Below are 17,331 nucleotides of genomic sequence, written 5' to 3'. Positions count from 1 at the left end.
CAAGGAATATTGATATGGAAATAAGACACCTTTCTGCTCCATTATACATAAGCGGTTTTTCGGTGGTAACGAATAACGAAGCTGAGTTTTCTCAAGACGGAAAAATTCCCGCACTATGGCAACGCTTTGACAACACCATACCTGTGGATTATGTGGGCGGTGAGCGCGTGTATGGGGTGTACTTTAACTATGAAAGTGATCATGCTGGCAATTTTTCAGTGTTAGCAGGCTATGATGGTGAGAAAGAGCCAGAAAATATAGAAGTCGAAAACATCACTATTCCACCGGGGAAGTATCTTGTTTTCACGAAGCAAGGAGAAATGCCGCAAATCGCTATTGATGCATGGACCGATGTTTGGAAATACTTTACCCAAGAAAACGCGAAGTATGAAAGGACGTTCACGGTAGATTTCGAGCACTATGTAAACGGCAATCACATTGATGTATACATAGCGATAAAGTAACCACTAAGTGCTTTCGTTCAACTAGGCGGGGAGAGGACATGCACGGTAGGATTACCATTAACTTCGCTGTAAACAAAGTCTGTAAGTTTCGTTTTACCGCTTTGCGCACTCTCAAAAAATACCGCCACCCTGTGGCTTCTTATCTCATGCATAATCGCGTCATAGCGCAGGGCTAGCGGGAACAAATCACGCTGTAGTGTGCTTATATCTGATGCAAATTGCACTTTAACCCGTTTATAGTTTCCTACATGCTCATTAAATGCTTCAGTAACTGTAAGGGAGTGCAATGAGGGCGATAAGAATGCGTGTTTTGACTGAACATTGACGGGTTTAAGCTGAATATGCTGGCTGAAATACTGATTTAACTGTGACTTCTCTACACTTGTTAAATCGCCGAGATTGGAAGCACGCTCTATGAAGTCTAGTTCTGGCGCTGCAATTATAAACTCTTCTAAAGGAAAGCTTAAAGATAATGCCGCTTTCGGATCTCTATCCTTGAATACCAATTCACTGCCCGGTAATGAATGGGCATTTACGGAGCATGTGAACGCAGTTAAACAGCATAATAAAGCGCGCAAAAATAAATGAAAGCCCTGCAATGTATTTGAGGTTATCACTGGTCTTGCCCACCATAATCGGTTTGTCTGTCACGCCAAACAGAGTGAGGGTGGTTACCTGGTTTATTTGTAGACTTATTAGATTGCATTGAGAATTCTATCCAAAGAGAAGGACCGTGAACGCGCACATAATCATCCTCAGAGTTCAGCGCTGTCGTACCAGAGAATCCAATAACCGTACTATCAAACTCATTTGCATATTTCTCCATGTACTCACTAGCTTCGGTTTCATTGATATCACCGACATAGGTATAAATGGCTTCTTTTAGTAAAGAGACTTGTTCCTTAGATAAAGAGGACACCGCTAAGCCTTCTTGGATACTGGGTATGGCATCATCGAACTGCGGGCCTGCAATAATGTCTCTGTAAGTCCCTTTTAAGGTGGCTTGTTCTTGCTGTTTGCTGGTGAGTGAGGTGAGCAATTTTGCAAACGCATCGCGTTCTTGCAAAAGCGGTTTATTTTCACGCCCGTTCATTTCGAAAGAAGGGAAGGGCTCAATTCCCCGAAAGGATGGCGTAGCGCCGATAAGCTTTCCGTTGTTATAAGTATTTGAAAAGGCGAAATGGTGACCGCCGTAATATAGTTCCCAAAGTCCGTCTACTGTGGGCTCACCTAAAAAAGCTAGTTTACCGTTGTAGGACGAATACGCCGCCTTATAGTCGGTGCTAATGGTGCCAATGTAGTCATCGGCATTAAGTGTTTGCACCATCTCGTCAAAACCTTCATCCATGGTTTCACTAGCGGCCTCTTTCAAAATCGCTTTAACAATGCCCCTTTGCTCAATGGAAAGTTCACCCAGAAAGATACCGGGGCGCTCGGGGAAAGCACCGGCTGGTAAATTACTCCAGTTTTTCGCCTCTTCCACAGAATATTCTGTTTGTATGTGTGATAACGCGTCTTCAGATAAGGTTGATTTTAGCAGTGAGATGAGACATATCAGCGACGTAATATGATCATCATTCTCGCATTCGTCTGTTGAAACAGGAACACTAATATAACCCATAAGCGTACTTGTATCGCCCATTCGAGCTTTTATGGCTAAGGTCTCAGGCGTGTCGGGGCGCGGAGGCGGTGGTCCATCCGGGTGCGTGCCTTTTGGGTGATCTTGAGAAAATGCAAAAGGTGATAACGCGAGGGCGATAGCAAGAATACTGGTAGAGACTTTGAATCGATTAGATACGTTCATGGGCAAGTGTTCCTGCTTTATTAGGGCTACTTAGTGACTTTAATACTTCATTAAAGTAATTCAATCTCTTTACTATTTCATTGAGAACAATATGGATCAACGTCGACCACTTTGTGACTCTGACAATGTGTTTACCTTTATAGTTATCAACGCTGCGTTACAAATAATGATAAGTAGTGCCATTGCAGTTTTATTGGCGCTATTTTCATTACTATTTGTGCGCTTTCTGCACATTCTCTGCACAAACTTTCAGTATCGTTCAGTTACAAATTAATAAAAATTACGGTTACTGAGGTAGTCAGTTATGAAAAAGTCTATTTCTTTGGCGCGTCCATTAATCACAATGGCGATGGTTGCAACGCTCGCCGCTTGCGCGGGCACAGACGATAATAGTTTAACAGCCGATGCCGACTCATCTACAGACAGCGGCGCAGATTCAGGCAGCACTGGTAATAGTGGCACCGATAGCACTGCCGGTACCTGCAGTAATCCGGCAGCAACCTTACCCGCCATTTTCTTAGAATTTAACGCCTCACCAAACGTGACTGCTGTACTTTCCTCAGACGGCTGTACTGTAACCGTTGAAGCGAATGGCAAGCCTAACCACACTCCTTCCTATTGGGATTCAGGAAATGAAAGCGGCCTTTATGTAGCGTCTGAAGACGCAGATTTATTTGATCAACAGCGCTCACCCGGAGATATCGAGGATTATGTTAATTTGTTCCAACTTACGGTACCGGTAACCCCTGAGTTGGCTGACTCTTCTTCTGCAACTCCGTTAGGTGCAATAGGTATTGCCACCAGTGGTGCGCCTATTTTTAATGACTCTGAAGGTAACGGCGATGTTTCACTGGGCGTAATACAAGGTTTTGATAGAAACGGTGCACATACCGGCCGATAAACCTATCATTATCACCTTGAACCTAAAGCGATTACTTATGACGACGATAGCTTGGTAGGTATTATGTCAGACGGCTTCTTTATTTACGGTAGACGTTGTTATTCAAGCGCCGACTATCCCACCGATCTCGATGCATCAACTGGCCATGTGGGTATCACTCAATTCACCGACCCATCAAATGAGGCAGGCGAGTACCATTACCATGTCTCAACTGAACAATACCTAAACGGCGATTATTACCTTATTTTTCCAGGTGATTTTCAGGGTACGCCAAACGGAGTGAATTAAGCTGCGCTTTTTATGAAGTATTTAATCACTTTAAAAGCCCGAAGTATTAACCGAAAAGACCAACAGCGCCAATGTTGAGGAGTTGCCATACTACCAAGATGCCTCATTTTCGCCTTATTGGTTATCAGAGGGTGAAGTAGACTTATCCTCTTTTCACAGTATTCCTGCTTTTAGCTTTACCGACCAAAGCGGTAACACAATTAGCGACAAGGATCTCGACAACAAAATTTACGTCGCGGGTTTTTTCTTCAGCACATGCCCAGGTAATTGCCCCACAGTGCGTTCGAAACTTATACGAGTACAAGAAACGTTCGAAGGTATTGATGAAGTAAAAATAGTTCAGCACTCAATAAGACCTTCAACAGATACTATCGAAGTACTGCAAGCCTATGCCATTAAAAACAAGATCAATAACGAGCAATGGTACCTACTAACCGGCGATAAAGAAGAGATTTATACTATTGCCAAACAAGCGTATTTCGCTAGTGAAGACCTAGGTAATATTCAAAAGAACAAAGATTTTCTGCATACAGAAAGCCTGTTACTTATTGACAAAAACAAGCATATTCGAGGAATTTATAATGGCTTAAACGCCGCATCAGTTCAGTACTTGATAAAGGACATCGAGACGCTACGGCAAAAATAGTTTTTGCACATTACTGAGCGTTTGGTGTACCAACGTATTCCAGCTCCACATTGGGATCGCGAAAAACGCTTGGGAGTTTATCTTTGTTAATATTCTCACTTAATAACACTCTGATACACGGTGAGCCTGAATCACTGATACCTTCAGCGATACCTACCACGCCTGGCGTTTCCATGGCAATGGCTTCAAGAGTTTGACGTTTACTAGACAGCGCGTCTTGACTAGTCATGACTTAATTCCTTAGATTTTTTAGTATGAAGCGCTTACAAACTTCGCAAGCGCTTCGTTGAAATAGCTGTGTGTTTGATACGTTATCTTACAATCACGTGAGGAACAGCTAATTTATTCGCACCCGTTGAAAAGTCGTTCTTAGCGTATGAGCCACCACCTTGAGCCCGAACATACAGGCGAACTCGACAGACTACAGCCGCCCAGTCATCTTTACCAAGTAAAGCAGAGTAATTCGTATAGCGGACATCGTCTAAACGCTTATTAATATTGATGTTTCCAGAGCTGATATTTATAAGGTTTACACCATCGCTATGTTTCCAGTTATATTGGTATGCCTGCGTTTCAGCGGTAATTCTGACCTTTGCATTTTTACAGTTGTACCATTTGTCGTTTGCTTTAGCGATATAATAGCCATTAAAGACAAAACGAGGGTTGATTGTATAGAATCGACTTTGAGTTGGGCGGAACCAGAACACCCACGTAGCAGTTTGTGTATTCTGGCCAACGCCGCCAACACACCCCATTCCAGCGCCGCTAGCCCAGTTCCAATAGTTCTTTTCGACACCGCCACCAAGTACAGGTTGTGCTGACACGTCGCTCGCGTTTGCCATACTATTGTCTTCTAGAGTATCAGAAAACCCACTATGCCAACTCGGCGTTATAATTTGTGCACCTTCGGGAACAATGCCAGGCTCGATAGTTGATGCTTGGACACTTCCAATTTCACTATAAGATTCTTCAGACATCATTGTTTCAATGGCGTCATAGTCCTGTTTGTCTTTTTCATTTACTTTTTCTTCAAGCTCTGCCACCGCTTTTGCGTCAACACCAGCAAGCTTTAAGCTATCTTCACAGCAATTACCCTCTAACTGCGATTGTAGACCCTGTCGATGCATTTCGTGTTGACTGTGCGCAATCTCGTTTTGCTCTTGTGCTTGAATTTCAGAAATAAGTGCTTGATTCATCTCATGTAGATCGTTTGACATAGACATAATACTTTTTCCTTGTATAGGTTTACGCTGTTATTGGCGTAACATTTAACGCCATCATTACGTTGTGAATGTTATTGAAAATGGTAACGCGACTTGATCCTGCAAAAAGAAGCCCCACGATTTTCTTACTGTTTCGAGACAGAACGACAGAGCCCGAGTCTCCACCGTCTGACATGTCAGCAGTCATAAACTGGTTTTTGAAATAGGCGGTCCCGGCTGAACCAAAATTGACTGCCACAGTTGCATTTACTGCTGTAACGGTTCCGTTAGTTGTTTCTGTCGTGCGACCAGTCTTGGTGACAGGCATTCCCAGTGTTGCTTCTTCTATCCCCTTCGGAATACCTTGATTTTTAATTGAGGCGAAGACATTTCTCATGTCTGTCGGTTGCGCGATGGCGGCATCAACCAAATTGTGATTTTGCAAACTGCCAAAGCGTATAGGAATGAAACGAGATAATGTGGCAATACGATCAGCAGGGTTTTGACCGCCGTCAACTCTGCCCGGTTGTAAGATCGTATCGCCTACTTTTGCTGCGTTTGAGTTAGCTAAAACATGATTGTTACTTAAAATGTAATGACGACCAGGGTAAGTTGTGTCTCTGACCATGCAACCAAATGTTCCAGCGGTAATGCGGTAATGACCGATACTAAAACCAGGTTGGGCAGGGCGGAGACGCGCTGTATACGCCAGAGCCTCTACTTTCCCTATCTCGATAACGTCTGTTTTTACGCCATTAACAGTTTTCGGGACGAGATCTGCTTTATCTAACTCAGTGGCTTTAAGCTTTTTTTCAACGAAGACTTTAATACACAGTTCGTCGGTGGGTTTATCTTTGGTATCTTTAAAGCCTGCACCCACGGCATTTACGTTTGCTAAGCCAAGTAATTCTCTTTCGTTTTCTTCTTGAGCCAGAATCACCTTACTCAGTTGTTCTTCGTAGGCTTGATTTTCATCTTGTGAAGACGTCATTTTTAGTTCCTCTAAAATTTGTTCTTACAGTGTTTAATCATCAATGATTAAAGCGGAAACAACGTGGGATTTGCTGCTCCTTTTCCCCGCTGTAACAATCTATTTAGAAGAAGCGTGCCAAATTTAAAGTTGTTTAATTACAATGGTATAGGGTTTTTATGGTAAGGGTTCTGGTGTCATTTTCATGTTTATGACATGTCAGAAAAGTAATAAGAAATTTTCGTAGAAAAAATAGCCGATAGGAGGTATCATTGATTATTATTTGAACAGACATGCTGTTTGAACTGAAAAGGGTCTTCAGTGAAGGTCTAACAGCGAACATGGAACGATTATGTTTAGTCCTACGCTCAAACAAGTGCCTTTTCAGTTAACTGCTCGTCATGCCAAACAGCGTCTAACACTAACTATTATTTTTCATCCCGACTTAAGTCGCATTGGTCAACAGTGTCAACCTGAAACGAGTAGCATCGAAATTTCTCGTCTTTTTCCACTTTTTGGAAACGGCATTGATGATCCAAACCCTCGGCCTCTTTCCGATCCGTTTTTAAGCAGAACACCACTACAACTTATCAAAAAGCAAAAAGATTGGCTGTGGTCGAGCGGTCAGAGTCCAATACAATTATCAACGACAAACAATGCATCTGTTAATGAACTAGCTATGACAGCCAAAGATTTGCAGCAAGGGGTCACCGTAATTTTGGCTAGTAGAATAGTGCTTCTTTGTCATTTTACTACTCACACCAACGTCGAATTTGAAGATAACCTTGGTTTGATTGGTGTAAGTGACAACCTAAAGCGAGTTCGCAATCTAATTTGTAAAGTGTCTTCGCTGAAAACGCCGGTACTAATACGGGGTGATTCAGGTACTGGGAAAGAATTGATTGCACAGGCAATACACAACACGGGCGCTAGAAAGGTAGGTAAGCTAGTTAGTGTAAATATTGCCGCTGTTCCAAAGGAGTTGGTCGCATCTGAGCTTTTTGGAAGTGTAAAGGGAGCATTTACAGGCGCGATGAATCGTAAAGGGTGTTTCTTAGAAGCAAATGATGGCAGTTTGTTTTTAGATGAGATAGGAGAGGCATCTAGCGAGGTTCAGGTAACGCTGCTTCGTGCACTAGAAACCGGTGTCGTTCAACCAGTAGGAAGCGACCAAGAACTCGAGCTCAACACAAGAATTATCGCTGCAACAGATGCAGATCTTGAGTCACTTATAGGGCAAGAGTCATTCAAGATGCCGCTTCTTCAACGCCTTAGCGGCCTCGTCATAGATGTTGCTCCACTTAACGAGCGAAAAGCGGATATTGGTTGTTTACTTGCACATTTTCTAATGGATGCGTTAGTAAAAACTGGTCAAGTAGAAAAAATTGTGAGCCCTGAACCTCAGCATTTTAATTTCTGGGCTTGGTTTTTTGCGCAGTGCAGCAACATGCCGTGGCCCGGTAACGTAAGGCAACTGAAAAACATTGCTACTCAACTCAGTGTTCAGCTGATGAGTTGTAATACTTTAGATGCCTTTGACTGGCTAGAATTCTGCGCGGATTTACATGCTCAACATGCCTTAGCCATGCAGTCGAATAGTGCTAAAAATTTGAAATCCGACGGTCGGGTTGAAAAATTACCGCGAAGAAAGCCAAGAGACGTCAGTGATGAAGAAATACTCTGCGCGTTAGAAACGCATAAGTGGCAAATAAAACTCGCAGCGTCAGCGTTAAATATATCTAGGGCTGCATTGTATCAGCGAATTGATTCAAATCCTTCTATTAGAAGGGCTGGAAAGATCTCTACCGATGAACTGCAAAGTAGTTACTTAGATTGTAACGGCAATGTCGATAAAATGGTAAACAAGCTTCACGTTTCTAAACAGGCACTTAAAAGGCGGTTGGTTGAGATAGGGCTTGCAGGCTAGCGCTGTAGTTACTGAATGTGAAAATAGGGCATTACGACGTTCATTCAAAGATTGGAGAAGGCAGCAGCAGTACTGTCTATAAGGCATTTGACCAAAGGGTTAGTCGCTGGGTTGCTATTAAAGTACTTCACTATCAAGACCATGACGACATTGTTCGCGAAGCAAGACTGCTCGCATCTATTCACCATCCTCATGTAGTAACATTATTAGACGTCGAGTCTTTTGACTGTCAAACCGCTTTGGTGATGGAATATTTGGATGGTAAAACTTTAGCTGAGCGAATAACTAAAGCGCCACTTACTCGGCATCAAATATTAGAATATGCACTTGAAATTGCCAAAGGACTTCATGCGATACATAAAGCTGGGCTGGTGCATCAAGATCTTAAAGCAGAGAACATATACTTCGATTCAGAAAACCGTCTAAAAATTGGTGATTTAGGCATTGCTAAAGCGATCACTGAACAATCGCCGACGCTTACGGCTGGTAGTGTATTAGCATTAAGCCCAGAGCAGATACAACAAGGTCATGTGGGTGTTAGCAGTGACCTATTTTCTTTAGGCGTTTTGATGTATTGCATGGTGATGCAAGCACATCCCTTCGGTAACGACCGCAGTGCAACTAAAAACATCGTGGAAAATATCGTTAGCAAAACGCCTCAACCGCTCAATTCAGGGTGCCGTGAATTGGATGAGCTTATTCTCAAATTGCTAAATAAAGCTCCTGATGGCAGACCTCAATCTGCCATGGTTGTTATCTCACAATTAAAACAAATTTTAGCCAAAGATCAATTCAATCAAACGTTGTCTTTCGATAAAAGTACGTTTGAATCGACAAGCTATAAGGGTACAAACAGAACAGTAAAACATCGTATTTTTTGGTTGTTTATGGGAATAGCCATTACTGTTCTTTGCACAGTAGGCTGGCTTAAATGGTACACGCTTCCAGATGAACCACATTACGTTGCCGTTTTAAGACCAGATGTTTACTCAAACTCGGAAATTGTTGATTTACCACTGATTCAGGCTTCGGTCTATCAAGCATCTTTGCAAGTATTTAACGACTTAGACACAGTCAAAATGGTTGCAGCCGATGAAGTGGATGGGTTTTCCCAAACACCCGAGAACATCAGAGAGATTAAAAACGTAACAGCCTCTGATGAGGTGTTTTATACACAAATGGATTGCCAAAAAAGCCAGTGCGCTATTATTTTCAGTCGCTGGCAGGGCGATCCTATCGTCCTCACCGACCAGCAGCATATGCAAATTCCTACTGATCGCCTTTTATTTATAAACGATTCTGTGCAACGGTTTTTGCAAAATTGGTTAGGTAATAAGTTGGAAACAGAGATTATAAGTAGTTTTCAAAGCGAAAGTGTTATGCGGCAAATTATAACAACTCGCATAGCCTATCAGACAAAGCAAATCACTTTATCTGAGTACGTGAATACACTAGAGAGTATCCCCAATAACAAGTGTAGTGTGGGAGAGATTTGTTCTTTTTTATTACAAGCTTATCGCGCCAAGTACTCCTTAAAGAAGGAGTCAATATGGTTAGAAAAAGCTTCTGAGTTAGTTGCGAATACATCAGAACCCTCTAATCAACTTATTTACTATTTGGCAGAATTCTACTTATCTGCGCAGCAGTTCGATGATGCTGACAGGCTATTGAAGCAGTTAGAAATGAATCACAGTGTTGATGAACTAATAAAGTCGCTTCGCGCAAGGTGGTTTTTTTCACAAGGATTGACGGTAAAAGGCAAGGCACTATTGTCTGAATTGGTAGAAGAGCGACCCGGTGCAAAGCACCTATTTAACTACGCACTAATGCTATTTAAAACAGGTGAAATGGATAGCTCCCATGATGTACTCGATACCTTGTTTCAACGCGTGCCAAATCACATTAAGGGTTTAGAACTAAATGGCATTTTAGAGTACTACAATGGTAATTGGGAAAAGGTAATTGCAACTTATGAGACTTTGATAAGTTTAAATAGAGGTGACACTCCGATAACACAGTCTAATATAGGCTTCGCATATATGATGAGAAGTGAAGGTCAACTGGCACTGATGCATTTAAGGAGGGCATATGAACTATCTCCAGACAACCCGCAGGTATTGATCAATCTCGCAGACGCAGAAAAACTATACGGCGATGAAACGCGAGCGAACCAATATTATCAACAAGTGATTTCAAACGTTTCAATGATAGAAAAACGGGCAAAAATTGACTCGCTTGTGCTAGCCCAAGCTTATGCGCACACAAACCAACGAAAGCTTGCGGAGGATGTTCTATGGGACATTGAGCGGCACGCGATTCAGGACCCATCTACGTTCTATTATTTAAGCTTGGTATACAGCTTGTTGGGTGAAGATTCGGCGGCACGCTCTTATCATATAAAGGCAGTAGATAACGGCGTGCCAGCCGAATGGTTCGATATGGTCTGGTTTAAATTAAATGATTAACCAATCTCCCAGTCAGGCACGATGATCACCGGATCGTGGGAGTAAAATACGTTACCCTTTTCATCTTGAAGCACGAAGCGGAAGCCAATTTTACTCCCTGCTTGTCCCGACCTATTCTTCGACCCCGGACTACGCCAAAACTTATTAGGTAGTACGCTCAAGCATAATTTATTCCCTTCACTTTCTACTGTAATAGCTTTATTTTTTTGAAGTTCTTCATTACCCACAGCAAATAGAACTCCTTGAAAAACCTGGCAGGATGTTGTGGTACCTGCTTTCGCAAATGTCAAAGGCTCGTCGCTAATAATGTGAAAATAAATATTTGCTGGTTGGTCAGACTTGATTGGATTTATGTAGGTGACAAAGTCATCAACCTTATTTTCGGAGAATGTCATATACCAAGTGTCGGGGTCTGATTTATCGACTACAGTGAGCTCAACACGAGCATTATCTGCCGACTTACTGGCATCTAAATTTAAATGATGTCTTGTATGAGTAGAAACGTACGTTTTCATTGTTTATTCCTTAAAAACGTCAAAAAACCAATGGTTGATTGAAATACGGCACAATCCAGTTTGCCCTAATGAATACTGTCTTATTAGAAAGCGCAGAAAGTATAGTAAATGTTTATTATTTGAACAATGATGTTGTTTTTTCTTTGAAAACATTCAACGTAGGCTTAGAAAATTACCTATAAAAAAACCGGCGAAAAACGCCGGTTTTTGAGTTTACTTGTTTAAACGTAAGTTACATCTTGTACGCTACGGTTACATAGCCAAAGCGACCTATGTTGTCATAGGCAGCATCGGTTGAGCCAGTACCGGTTGTACCCGTAGGTAGTGCACGGTTAAACAGGTTATCAATACCCACGGTTAGGCTTACACCATTTTTAAAGTTGTAACCCGCAGTTACATCAGTTACTGCGTATGAAGGTAGTTCCATACGATTACTTGGGTTAGGATTTAGCGCTAGGTCTTGATTGTCATAAATGCTGGCGCGCTCAATGTAACGCGTTTTCCAGCTTGCTTCCCAATCGCCACGGCTGTAGTTCACCGTGAATACGCCTTGCCAGTCAGACTCACCAGCAGTACCAGCGTTTTGATAAAATAGTTCTGGGTTGTCTTGGAATGGAAACTCTTTACGATCTTTTAGGTAAGTTGCAATTAGGCTTGTACGGAACGCACCTTCAAGTGCATCAAAGTCGTAACCTAATTCGAAATCTACACCTTTGGCTTCTTGACCCGCAATGTTTAGTGCGTAGCTGCGAATTTGTGTAATTTCGCCTGATTCTGAATCACGGTCGATAAGACCACAGTACGGATTATCGATGCCTGTTTCAGAGTCTACACAACGGTCTAGAATAGTTTGACCATCAATGTTGGTGATGGCGTCTGTAAGTTCAATTTCCCAGTAATCGACTGTCGCAGTAAAGCCTTCAAACCAAGCTGGAGTATAAACTAAACCTAGGGTTTTAGAGATAGACTGTTCTGCTTGAAGGTCGATGTTACCACCGTTTACGCCTTCCAACGTTGCCGCATCATAGTCAGAGTTGAAGTCTGCCGGAACGCCAAGTGCTGCGCAGTTAGCAATACGTTGGTCGGCATTCGCTAGGTTTTCTAGGTTATCTGTACGGCATGGATCGTCAACATTGAAGAACGTCTGGCTGGCTTCACCGTAAAGTTCGCTAATGTTCGGTGCACGAAGGGCAGATGACTTAGTCGCTCTAACACGTAAGTCTTCGAAAACCTGCCAATCTAAACCAAGCTTCCAGCTTTTTGCATTGCCGATAGATGAATAGTTTGCAATACGCGCTGCAGTGTCTAACGTAAGCATATCAACACCTGGAAGACCTTCAAGAAGTGGGATAGTAACTTCAGTGAATACTTCAGAAACGTCGTATTCACCCTTGTCTTCACCTAGCGCATTAAAGAAGGTACCTGCAGCGTTTTCAGGCTCATCAATTTCACTTTTCTCTTTGCGGTATTCCACACCTGCTGCGAAACCTACATAGCCCGCTGGCAACTCGTAGATACCCGAGTTGGCGATTGTTGCGCCTGCGTTGTACTGTTCAATTTTGCTCGTACCTACAGACGTGGTATTCACATAGTCGATAGCTTCTTGTGAAGCTTGACCGTAACCCATAATGTTAAGAGGAACACAGCCATCTTCGCTTCCTGATGCACAAACAATGTTACCATTGTCATCTTCCACTGCATCTATTGCGTTGTAGAAGTTTTGCAAAATCAGATTGTTGCGATTTTCACGCTCGAGCTCTGTTTTACCGTAGTTTACAAACGCTTCGTAGTTCCATTCATCATTGATATAGCCTTCTACACCTAACACGTAGCGATAGGTTTCACGCTCGTCAGCTTCCGTACGAACACCTAAATCGGTCATCATGCGGTTAAGCTCAATACTATCAAGACCGTTTGCGTCCATGTACTCAGCAACACTGTCATCTAAGAATGCGTTGTTGCGCGTTATAGTTGTTTCATCGCTATAGAAAAAGAACGCTGGTTGCGCCATAGAAATAGCACGAGTGCGTGCGTATTTAGCTTGCGCATAAACCGTAGTGTCGTCATTAAGCTCGTAGTTACCCTTAACGTTTAGATTAGTGCGGTCGAATTCTGGCTGTAGCTGTGTGAACTGGCGAAGGTTGAAAGAATCACAGTTTGCGCAGAAAACACCATCTACTTGGTCACCAATATAGATGTCTTTAATTGAACCGTCGGCGTTGAAGGTTTTCGTTCCATCGCCGAATACACCCGCATTGTTGATTACGTAGTAACCCGCGTTAGCAGTGTAAATATCATCTGGGTAGGCGGTTGAATCTAATTGATCTTCACTGCGCTCGTAACCCATGATGCTTTCAAAGCTCATGTTGCGATAGGGTGTAGCAGTCCAAGGGTTGTCTAAAGCATCTAGTGACTCTTGAGAGCTGTATTCAGCGGCAAAAGCAATATTGCCGCGATCGTTGTCAAAGTTAAAACCATAAGACGCTTGGTACTTATCATTTTTATAACCGTTTTCCTGCGCAAAGCCTTGTGTTGCGCTGATATCAAACCCTTCAATATTCTTTTTAAGAATGAAGTTAACTACACCGGTTACAGCGTCGGCGCCGTATACGGCAGATGCACCGCCTGTTACGATTTCTACGCGCTCAATCCATGACGTTGGAATAGTGTTGGTATCGACAGCAGCAGTACCCGCTGATGAAGAGACATGACGCTTACCGTCAACCAAAACAAGCGTGCGGTCGGTGCCCATACCGCGAAGGTCTAGAATGTTTAAACCCGCAGTACCGATGAATTGACTTGAGTTACCTAGCGAGAACGTATTCGCCAATGAAGGCAGTTCGTTAAGCACCTCTCCAATGTTCATCGCGCCAGAGTTAAGTAGTGACTCGCCAGAAATAGCGGTAACAGGCGAAGGTGCGATTGCGCCCTGACGAGAAATTCGTGAACCTGTAACTTGAATTTTTTCAACATCAGCGCTTTCTGTAGTTGAATCTTGCGCTATTACGTTGCCAGATGTCAGAGCGACACTACCAGCCAATGCTAACCGAACAGCAGTTGCAATGTTTTTCATGGATTGTTCCTAATGAATTAGAATTTATATGCTTGTTGTTAAATAAGGCCCAAAATTGTAGGCAAGCCTTACCATGTCGATTTATATTCGGATTTATACTTATGTCTAAGAGGGCGCGCATTCTAATGAGCAGGAACAAGCGAAATCAATTTTTTTCGATGAAACAACGCACTCCTTTTAGGTGGTTAACATTTAATTTATTTCTGATTAAATAGTAGGGTTTCGCTATGTATTGCGGGCGTTGTTTTAAACGTGAGCAGATCTAGTTTCTTTCATAACCAATTGTTCAAATTGTGGTGTGAATGAGCGCTTATTGACCTAATTTCACCTTGAGCTCATTCCAATAAAAATAAAGATATTGCAACCGAAATTTGGGGGATCTGGTTTGGCAGGTCAACTATTGGTCATATGAAAATTAGTTTTGCATTTCAGCGTAATAATTTGTGCTTTTATCGACGCGCTGAGAGTGTTAATTAAATTGTTGCGAATAGGTTAATCATAGGCGGCTTTTTCTTATTTTTAATCACTTACTACCACCCTAATTACACGTGTGAGAAATGTGTTGCTCATTGCCGGGTTATTAATCGAGGATAAACAATCAAACTAAATATTAACTCGGTTTTTGCCCGAGTTTTTCGATTGGTAAAGTGCTTTGTCTGCGTTTTCAAACAAAGCTTCAAAGTGGTAGGCGACTTTCGGAGCGCTAGCTACGCCGAAGCTTGCTGCAAGTTTGCCTTATTGCAAACTTGCTTTAAAGATATGAAGGAAATTGATAAAACTAGCGTTAAGCAGAGCGCTTAAGGGTTAATTCTCGTCTTACTATCGCAGCACCAGCGCTAAGTGCTTCAAGTTTACCTCTTGCAACATCTCGTGAAAGGGGAGCCATACCACAATTAGTACAAGGGTAGAGCTTATCTGCGTCTACGTACTTCAATGCTTCGCGCAAAGTAGCGGCGACTTCTTCTGGGGTTTCTATAGTGTCGGTGGCAACATCAATGGCACCTACCATCACCTTTTTGCCTTTAAGAAGCGAAATCAGCTCAATAGGAACATGGGAGTTGTGGCATTCTAACGACACCATATCGATGTTCGACTTCGCTAGCTTAGGGAAGCTTTCTTCATATTGACGCCATTCTGAGCCTAGCGTTTTCTTCCAGTCGGTATTTGCTTTAATGCCGTAACCGTAGCAAATATGAACAGCGGTTTCACATTTTAAGCCTTCAATAGCACGCTCTAATGCGGCGATACCCCATTCATTAACTTCATCGAAAAACACGTTAAAAGATGGCTCGTCAAACTGGATTATATCTACACCCGCAGCCTCTAGTTCTTTCGCCTCTTGGTTTAAAATTTTTGCAAATTCCCATGCAAGCTTTTCGCGGCTTTTATAGTGGTCGTCATACAAGGTATCGACCATAGTCATTGGTCCAGGAAGTGCCCATTTAATAGGCTGATCAGTCTGGCTTCTTAAAAACTTGGCATCTTCAACAAATACCGATTTTGGTCGCGTAACCGCTTGGGTTACAACAGGTACGCTAGCATCGTAACGATTGCGAATACGCACGGTTTTACGGTTTTCAAAATCTACGCCATCAAGATGTTCTATGAATGTGGTCACAAAGTGCTGACGGGTTTGTTCTCCATCGCAAACAATGTCGATGCCAGAAGCGGTCTGCTCCTGAAGTGTAACGCGCAGCGCATCTTTTTTACCTTCTTCCAGCGCTTCATTTTCTAACTTCCAAGGCGACCATAGCGTTTCGGGTTCTGCCAGCCATGATGGTTTTGGAAGACTGCCTGCAATAGAGGTGGGGAGTAGTTTTTTCATGTAGTTTGGTTTCTTTTAATCAATAATTCGGATAGGTGAATACAGGGCAGGGCGTACTGCCCTTTTCATCGATATTTCGAATTCAATTAGCCCTGTTCGAACGTTATGAGCCGCGCTATAAAAAGGTATTATTAGGCATAGCTTGCCGCAAATTGCTGTAGCTTGTGTTGATAAGGCTTCAGAAAATTATCTTCTACAAACTTGCCTTGCTCAACAGCGAGCTGGCTGCGCTCTTCACGGTCATACACGATGCGTGTTACAGAATGGTCGCTATTTTTTAAATTTGGCTTGTAGCTTAGACCTGCTTGTGCGTTTGCGTTGTAAATTTCTGGGCGATAGATTTTCTGGAACGTCTCCATGGTCGCAATCGTGCTAATAAGCTCTAAATTGGTGTAGTCGTTTAGCAAATCGCCGAAGAAATAAAAAGCAAAAGGCGCGGCGCTGTTGTGCGGCATGAAATAGCGCACGTTTAAGCCCATCTTTTTAAAATATTGCTCAGTTAGCGACGTTTCATTAGGCTGATATTCCACACCTAATACAGGGTGCTGGTTCTCTGTTCTGCGGTAGGTTTTGTTGTCAGAAACACTCAAGCAAATTACTGGCAGCTTTGAAAAGTGTGTTTTATAGGCTTCTGAATTAACAAAGTATTTAAACAGTTTGCCGTGGAGGTCGCCAAAGTCGTTGGGTACACTGAAAGACGACTGTCCACGGTTATGATTCGATAGACGAACGCTAAAATCATAATCGCGCACATAAGACGAGAAGTTGTTACCCACGATACCTTGGGTGCGTTTACCGGTTTGCTTATCGATGATATTGGTTTGCAATATCTCGATAGTGGGGAAGGTGTTGCCGTTTCCTTCTATATCAATATCTACCGATACTATTTCTAGTTCAACGGCATAGCGGTCACCACGTTTATTGTCCCAGCTAGCTAACGCGTTAAACCGATTGTTAATCATACTTAACGCATCGCGTAAATTCTCTTTTCGGCGCTCACCTCGCGCCAAATTAGCAAAATTAGTAGTAATGCGCGTATTGTCTGACGGGTGATAATCTTCATCAAACTTGACGCTGTTAATAGTAAAAGAGAAATTTGTGTCCACGTTACTGTTCATGAAAATGCGCTTCTATTCAAAAGATTAAACCGAGTGTTGTAACTGCTGTAAAAGCTATAGGTACGTTATACGGGGTTTTAATTATGAGTAAAAATGACTTAATTTCATTTTTTAATGAATTTTATTCATTCGT

General features: G+C 42.5%; 14 protein-coding genes and 2 pseudogenes. 6 read left to right on the top strand and 10 right to left on the bottom strand.

Annotated elements, in window-relative coordinates; all coding sequences use genetic code 11:
• Positions 1-14 precede the first annotated feature (14 nt).
• A complete protein-coding gene (locus tag ACXAER_RS02145; protein WP_474826154.1) occupies positions 15-464 on the top strand; it encodes a GyrI-like domain-containing protein in 450 nt (149 codons plus the stop codon).
• 17 nt (positions 465-481) lie between these two features.
• On the opposite strand, the gene ACXAER_RS02140 is transcribed toward ACXAER_RS02145, so the two are convergent.
• Entirely contained in the window at positions 482-1,081 is a 600-nt protein-coding gene (locus ACXAER_RS02140) for a hypothetical protein (RefSeq protein WP_474826152.1), read from the bottom strand.
• A complete protein-coding gene (locus ACXAER_RS02135; RefSeq protein ID WP_474826150.1) occupies positions 1,078-2,268 on the bottom strand; it encodes a DUF3500 domain-containing protein in 1,191 nt (396 codons plus the stop codon). The genes ACXAER_RS02140 and ACXAER_RS02135 overlap by 4 nt, the downstream gene beginning before the upstream one ends.
• A gap of 304 nt (positions 2,269-2,572) precedes the next feature.
• Between ACXAER_RS02135 and ACXAER_RS02130 the strand changes: the two genes are divergently transcribed.
• From ACXAER_RS02130 to ACXAER_RS02120, 3 genes and pseudogenes are all read left to right on the top strand, one after another.
• Complete coding sequence (locus ACXAER_RS02130; RefSeq protein ID WP_474826148.1) at positions 2,573-3,169, top strand: hypothetical protein; 597 nt, start codon at positions 2,573-2,575, stop codon at positions 3,167-3,169.
• A gap of 15 nt (positions 3,170-3,184) precedes the next feature.
• Positions 3,185-3,457 (top strand): annotated as a pseudogene (locus tag ACXAER_RS02125) (YHYH protein); the annotation flags it as partial.
• Positions 3,458-3,539: 82 nt separating this feature from the next.
• Complete coding sequence (locus ACXAER_RS02120; protein ID WP_474826146.1) at positions 3,540-4,103, top strand: SCO family protein; 564 nt, start codon at positions 3,540-3,542, stop codon at positions 4,101-4,103.
• 10 nt (positions 4,104-4,113) lie between these two features.
• Here the strand turns inward: ACXAER_RS02120 and ACXAER_RS02115 are convergent, their stop codons facing one another.
• The 3 genes from ACXAER_RS02115 to ACXAER_RS02105 all read right to left on the bottom strand — a co-directional run bounded on the left by ACXAER_RS02115 (position 4,114) and on the right by ACXAER_RS02105 (position 6,296).
• Positions 4,114-4,332, bottom strand: a complete 219-nt coding sequence (locus tag ACXAER_RS02115) for a hypothetical protein (protein WP_474826144.1) — start codon at positions 4,330-4,332, stop codon at positions 4,114-4,116.
• 82 nt (positions 4,333-4,414) lie between these two features.
• Complete coding sequence (locus ACXAER_RS02110; RefSeq protein WP_474826142.1) at positions 4,415-5,326, bottom strand: hypothetical protein; 912 nt, start codon at positions 5,324-5,326, stop codon at positions 4,415-4,417.
• A 22-nt stretch (positions 5,327-5,348) separates the two neighbouring features.
• Complete coding sequence (locus ACXAER_RS02105; RefSeq protein WP_474826140.1) at positions 5,349-6,296, bottom strand: hypothetical protein; 948 nt, start codon at positions 6,294-6,296, stop codon at positions 5,349-5,351.
• A 331-nt stretch (positions 6,297-6,627) separates the two neighbouring features.
• Between ACXAER_RS02105 and ACXAER_RS02100 the strand changes: the two genes are divergently transcribed.
• Both ACXAER_RS02100 and ACXAER_RS02095 read left to right on the top strand, forming a co-directional pair.
• Positions 6,628-8,202, top strand: a complete 1,575-nt coding sequence (locus tag ACXAER_RS02100) for a sigma 54-interacting transcriptional regulator (protein ID WP_474826138.1) — start codon at positions 6,628-6,630, stop codon at positions 8,200-8,202.
• 17 nt (positions 8,203-8,219) lie between these two features.
• Positions 8,220-10,667, top strand: coding sequence for a protein kinase domain-containing protein (locus ACXAER_RS02095; RefSeq protein ID WP_474826136.1), 2,448 nt, complete (start codon positions 8,220-8,222; stop codon positions 10,665-10,667).
• On the opposite strand, the gene ACXAER_RS02090 is transcribed toward ACXAER_RS02095, so the two are convergent.
• The 5 genes and pseudogenes from ACXAER_RS02090 to ACXAER_RS02070 form a co-directional block, all read right to left on the bottom strand.
• Complete coding sequence (locus tag ACXAER_RS02090) at positions 10,664-11,182, bottom strand: hypothetical protein (RefSeq protein WP_474826134.1); 519 nt, start codon at positions 11,180-11,182, stop codon at positions 10,664-10,666. The two genes, ACXAER_RS02095 and ACXAER_RS02090, sit on opposite strands and share 4 nt — an antisense overlap.
• Before the next feature lie 232 nt (positions 11,183-11,414).
• The gene (locus ACXAER_RS02085; RefSeq protein ID WP_474826132.1) at positions 11,415-14,255 is read right to left on the bottom strand and encodes a TonB-dependent receptor plug domain-containing protein; all 2,841 of its coding nucleotides are present in this window, start codon (positions 14,253-14,255) and stop codon (positions 11,415-11,417) included.
• 603 nt (positions 14,256-14,858) lie between these two features.
• Positions 14,859-14,972: pseudogene (locus ACXAER_RS02080) on the bottom strand (diguanylate cyclase domain-containing protein); the annotation flags it as partial.
• A 67-nt stretch (positions 14,973-15,039) separates the two neighbouring features.
• Positions 15,040-16,080: a methionine synthase gene (locus ACXAER_RS02075; protein ID WP_474826130.1), complete on the bottom strand. Its 1,041-nt coding sequence runs from the start codon at positions 16,078-16,080 to the stop codon at positions 15,040-15,042.
• A gap of 131 nt (positions 16,081-16,211) precedes the next feature.
• Positions 16,212-17,198, bottom strand: coding sequence for a DUF1852 domain-containing protein (locus ACXAER_RS02070; RefSeq protein ID WP_474826128.1), 987 nt, complete (start codon positions 17,196-17,198; stop codon positions 16,212-16,214).
• Between the last annotated feature and the right edge of the window lie 133 nt (positions 17,199-17,331).

Source organism: Alteromonas sp. AWJ4_199 (genome assembly GCF_056159165.1).
The sequence above is the reverse complement of the archived record's forward strand: the minus strand, read 5'-3'. Positions and strand labels throughout refer to the sequence as shown.